Origin of the sequence: Acidocella sp. (assembly GCF_052326845.1) — a bacterium.
Lineage (GTDB): Bacteria > Pseudomonadota > Alphaproteobacteria > Acetobacterales > Acetobacteraceae > Acidocella.
Map to the genome: position 1 here is coordinate 1 of NZ_JBKQJR010000038.1, position 4,542 is coordinate 4,542.

Consider the following 4,542-nt stretch of genomic DNA (forward strand, 5'->3'; position numbering starts at 1 on the left):
AAGTCCCGCCGGGCGGGCATGGTGCTCATCCCGATCCTGGATATCCTGCAATCGGTTCCCATTCTCGGCTTCCTCACCTTCACCACCGTGTTCTTCCTCGGGCTGTTCCCGGGCAAGGTGATGGGCGCGGAACTGGCCTCGGTGTTCGTCATCTTCACCAGCCAGGCCTGGAACATGGCCTTCAGCTTCTACCAGTCGCTCACCACCCTGCCTAATGACTTGCAGGAGGCCTCGCGCAGCTTTCGCCTGAGCCCGTGGCAGAAATTCTGGCGGCTCGATGTGCCCTTCGCCATGCCGGGGCTGGTGTGGAACACCATGCTGTCCATGTCCGGCGGCTGGTTCTTCGTGGTGGCGTCCGAGGCCGTGACGGTTGGCAACACCACCTTCACCCTGCCGGGCATCGGCTCCTATGTGGCCACGGCGCTGCACCAGGAGAACCTGAAGGCGATCTTTTACGCCATCATCGCCATGCTCGTGGTGATCCTGCTCTACGACCAGTTGCTCTTCCGCCCGCTGGTGGCATGGTCAGGGAAGTTCCGTTTCGAAACCACGGCCGCGGCCAGCGGGCCCGAGCCCTGGATGCTTAAAGTGCTGCGCCGTACCGCCCTGTTCCAGGACATCGGCGATTTCATCGGCAATGCGATGCGCGCCGTCACCCGGCTGCGCCTGAGCCTGCCGGCACGCCACCAGGTGGACGAAAGCCGCGAGCCCTCTAAAATCGTGGACGGCATATGGTTCGCCGCCATAGCGGTGGTTGCGGCTTATGCGGCGTACAAGATTGTGCAATTCGTCTCCGGCACGCTGCATTGGTCGGATGTCGGCACCGCCGTGCTGATGGGCAGCTTCACCATGCTGCGCGTGATAGTGCTCATGGCCATCGCGGCGCTGATCTGGGTGCCGATTGGCGTGTGGATCGGCCTGCGCCCGAAGGCGACGCGCATCGCGCAGCCGATCGCGCAGTTCCTTGCCGCCTTCCCGGCCAACCTGCTATTCCCGCCTTTCGTGCTGGTCATCGTGCATTTCCATATCAGCCCGGATATCTGGCTGACGCCGCTGATGCTGATCGGCACGCAATGGTACGTGCTGTTTAACGTCATCGCCGGCGCCGCCGCCTTCCCTGGCGACATGAAAGAAGCGGTGGCGAATTTCCATGTGCGCGGCTGGCTCTGGTGGCGCAAGGTGATGATCCCCGGCATCCTGCCCTATTTCATCACCGGCGCGCTTACCGCCTCCGGCGGCGCCTGGAACGCCTCCATCGTCGCCGAGGTGGCGAGCTGGGGCAAAGACAACCTCGTAGCGCACGGGCTTGGCGCCTACATCGCCCAGGCCACCAATAATGGCGATACGCCGCGCGTCGTCCTCGGCGTTGCCGTCATGTCCGGCTTCGTCATCGTCTTCAACCGTATTCTGTGGCGGCCGCTCTTTGCCTACGCCACCCGTCGCACCACACTGGGGTAAGCCAATGGATCAGAACGCCGCTCAGCCTCTGGTTAAAATCCGCAACTGCCGGCAGGCCTACCATAAGGATGCCAGCGCCGACCTCGTGGTGCTCGACGAAGTAGATCTCTCCCTGCATGAGGGCGAGATCGTGGCGCTGCTCGGGCGCTCCGGCTCCGGCAAATCCACGCTGTTGCGCATTGTCGCCGGGCTGCTCAAGCCCACCGCTGGCGAGGTGGAGTGGCGCGGCAAGGAACTGAAAGGCCCGGCCGAGGGCGTGGCCATGGTGTTCCAGAGCTTCGCGCTGTTCCCCTGGCTCACCGTGCAGGAGAATGTGGAGCTGGGCCTGGAAGCGCTGGGCGTGAAGAAGGATGAGCGCGAGGAGCGCTCGGAAGAGGCGATCGACCTGATTGGCCTCGGCGGTTACGATACCGCCTACCCGAAGGAGCTATCGGGGGGCATGCGCCAGCGCGTCGGCCTGGCCCGCGCGCTCGTCGTGCACCCGGACCTGCTGCTGATGGACGAGCCGTTCTCGGCGCTCGACGTGCTGACCGCCGAGACGCTGCGTACCGACCTCATCGACCTCTGGATGGACAAGAAGCTGCCGGTGAAGTCCATTCTCATCGTCACGCATAACATCGAGGAAGCGGTGCTGCTCAGCGACCGCATCCTGGTGTTCTCCTCCAACCCCGGCCGCGTGGCGCACGAACTGACCGTGCCCTTCCCACACCCGCGCAACCGGTATGATCCCGCCTTCCGCGAAATGGTGGACAACATTTACGGCATCATGACCCGTCGCGCGCCGAAAGAGGTGCAGGCAGTGCCGGCGGTGCCGACCGGCTTCGCAACCCCGCTCCACCCCGTGGGCACCAACCTCATGGCCGGCCTGTTGGAGACGCTGCACAACCCGCCTTACGATGGCCGGGCCGACCTGCCGGCGCTGGCCGCCGCCCTGCAATACGAGGTTGACGAGTTGCTGCCGCTGGGCGAGACGCTGAGCATGCTCGGCTTTGCCGTGCTGGAGGAGGGCGACCTCATCCTCACCGAAACCGGCAAGCGCTTCGCCGAGGCGGAAACCGAAGACCGCAAAGAGATTTTCGCGGCGCAGATCAAGGCCCATGTGCCGCTGATCAACGCCATCCGCGCCGTCATCGACCAACGCTCCAACCACCGCGCTTCGGCTGTGCGTTTCCGCGACGAGCTGGAGGACCACATGTCCCCCGAATACGCCGAGGAGACACTGCGCACGGTGATCTCCTGGGGCCGTTACGCTGAAATCTTCGAATACGACGAAGAGGCGCAGCAATTCGGCCTGGAGGAAGATGACGAGGAAGAGGACGCGTAGTCCTTACGCGCCTCGGCACGCGAGCCAGGCCAGCCTCAGGGATACCCCGGCGTAAACCAGCCCCGCCAGATTGGCGGGGCCGACGCCGCCATCGGCAAAGAACGGCGCGGCCAGCGCCGCTCCCCCCAGGAGCAGTTCCGCGACAGTCAGCCTCGGGCCGTACTGTTCCAGCAGAAGCAATGGCACCAGCGATGCCGCAGCTGCGTCATAGACAAGCGCATGCATCGCCGCGGCCTGCGTGCCGGCAAGCAGCGCCGCGACGGCGAGCCGGTACGAACCCCAACGGAACGCGGCGTAGCAGCCGCCAGCTAGCATCGCGCTCGCGGCCAACTGCAGCGATTCGCTGAACAGCGGCCCGGCGCCAAGGCTCAACGGCAAGGCGCTGATATTCGTCATCAGCCCGTAGAGCCTGACGTTTTGCCCGACCAGCCCCTGATAGACCGGCAAGGCATGCGCCCAGACCAGCCATAGCTGCGGCGATAACGCTACGCATGAGAGCAGCGCCAGAGCCAGCGCCGAAACCATGGCCGCGAACAGAGAGCGCCACGCTCCCACCCCCGCCAGCGCGAATGGCAGCAGCACGGCTATCTGCGGCTTGAGCGAGAGCAACCCGAACAACAATCCTGCCAGCACAGGGCGTGCGGGCAGCAGGGCGAACCCGCCGGCCAGTAGAGCGGCGGCGAAATACCCGGTCTCGCCGGTAATTGCGTTCATCAGGCTTGCCGGCGCCAGCAGAACCAGCGCCACGCCAAAGCCGCGCCAGCGCCTTGAGCCGCGCAGCAGACTCCAGCAGGCCGTGGCGAACAGCGCCGCGCTCACGCCAAGCCAGACCACCCAGGCTTCCCGGTACGGCAAAGCCCCGAACGGCCAGAGCAGCAGCAGCATGTCCGGCGGGTAGGCAAAGGGATAGAAGGTCGTGAAATCCGGGGCCAGCCGGTGTTGGTAAAGCCCAAGCCCCACGGGATCATACAACCCGGCGGCCGGGTTTTCATGGATGAACCGGGCAAATGACCAGAGGCCGAAAAAATCCTGCCGGCCCGGCACACGCAGCGCCGCCAGGATTTGCAGCAGATCAAGCCCGGCCAGCGCCACTAGCAGGCATATCGCTAGGCGGCGCGGCGCGCGGACCATGCTCAGCGCTTTGTCAGCGACCAGTAAACCGGCTGGCGCCCGGCGGCGATGGCCTTGGCCTCGTAGCGGGTCGGCGGCCAGCCAACGGGGCGCGCGGTGGCGCGGGTGACAGTGAACACATTCTGCGCCGCCAGAATCTCGTCCGTCCATTCCTGATAGGTCGGATCGTCCGAGGCGATGCGCCATTCCCCGCCTTGCCGCAGCACACGCGCGGCCTCCGCCACCAGTTCGGGGTGGACGAAGCGACGTTTGGCGTGGCGCGCCTTCGGCCACGGGTCGGGGAACATCAGGAAGAGCTTGGAGAGATAGCCTTCCGCCATGCCGCGCAGCAGTGGGCGCGCATCGTCGGTGAACAGGCGCAGATTTGGCAGCGGCTCCGGGTGCTCCACACTATCAGGCGCGATGCGCGAGAGCAGCGAGCAGATGCCGGTCTCGAACACCTCAGCGGCGATATAGCCGACATCCTGGTTCTTCGTGGCATGCTCATAGGCATGCTCACCCCCGCCAAACCCAACTTCCAGCCAGATTTCGAGCGGGGTGATGGCGAACGGAACCTCCGGCCACGCCATGCGCGGCAGAAACTCCGCCAGCAGCCATTCCTGGCGCGGGCGGAGCTTCTTACCCTTTAC

General features: G+C 65.2%; 4 protein-coding genes. 2 read left to right on the top strand and 2 right to left on the bottom strand.

The window, feature by feature from the left end:
- Positions 1 to 1,458 (top strand): ABC transporter permease (locus ACLPJJ_RS02620; protein WP_443589241.1); only part of this gene is annotated, 1,458 nt, incomplete at its 5' end.
- Between the two features lie 4 nt (positions 1,459 to 1,462).
- Positions 1,463 to 2,782: an ABC transporter ATP-binding protein gene (locus ACLPJJ_RS02625; protein WP_443589242.1), complete on the top strand. Its 1,320-nt coding sequence runs from the start codon at positions 1,463 to 1,465 to the stop codon at positions 2,780 to 2,782.
- 3 nt (positions 2,783 to 2,785) lie between these two features.
- On the opposite strand, the gene ACLPJJ_RS02630 is transcribed toward ACLPJJ_RS02625, so the two are convergent.
- Together ACLPJJ_RS02630 and trmB are read right to left on the bottom strand one after the other, a co-directional pair.
- Positions 2,786 to 3,913, bottom strand: a complete 1,128-nt coding sequence (locus tag ACLPJJ_RS02630) for a glycosyltransferase family 87 protein (RefSeq protein WP_443589243.1) — start codon at positions 3,911 to 3,913, stop codon at positions 2,786 to 2,788.
- 2 nt (positions 3,914 to 3,915) lie between these two features.
- Positions 3,916 to 4,542 (bottom strand): tRNA (guanine(46)-N(7))-methyltransferase TrmB (gene trmB, locus ACLPJJ_RS02635; RefSeq protein ID WP_443589244.1); only part of this gene is annotated, 627 nt, incomplete at its 5' end.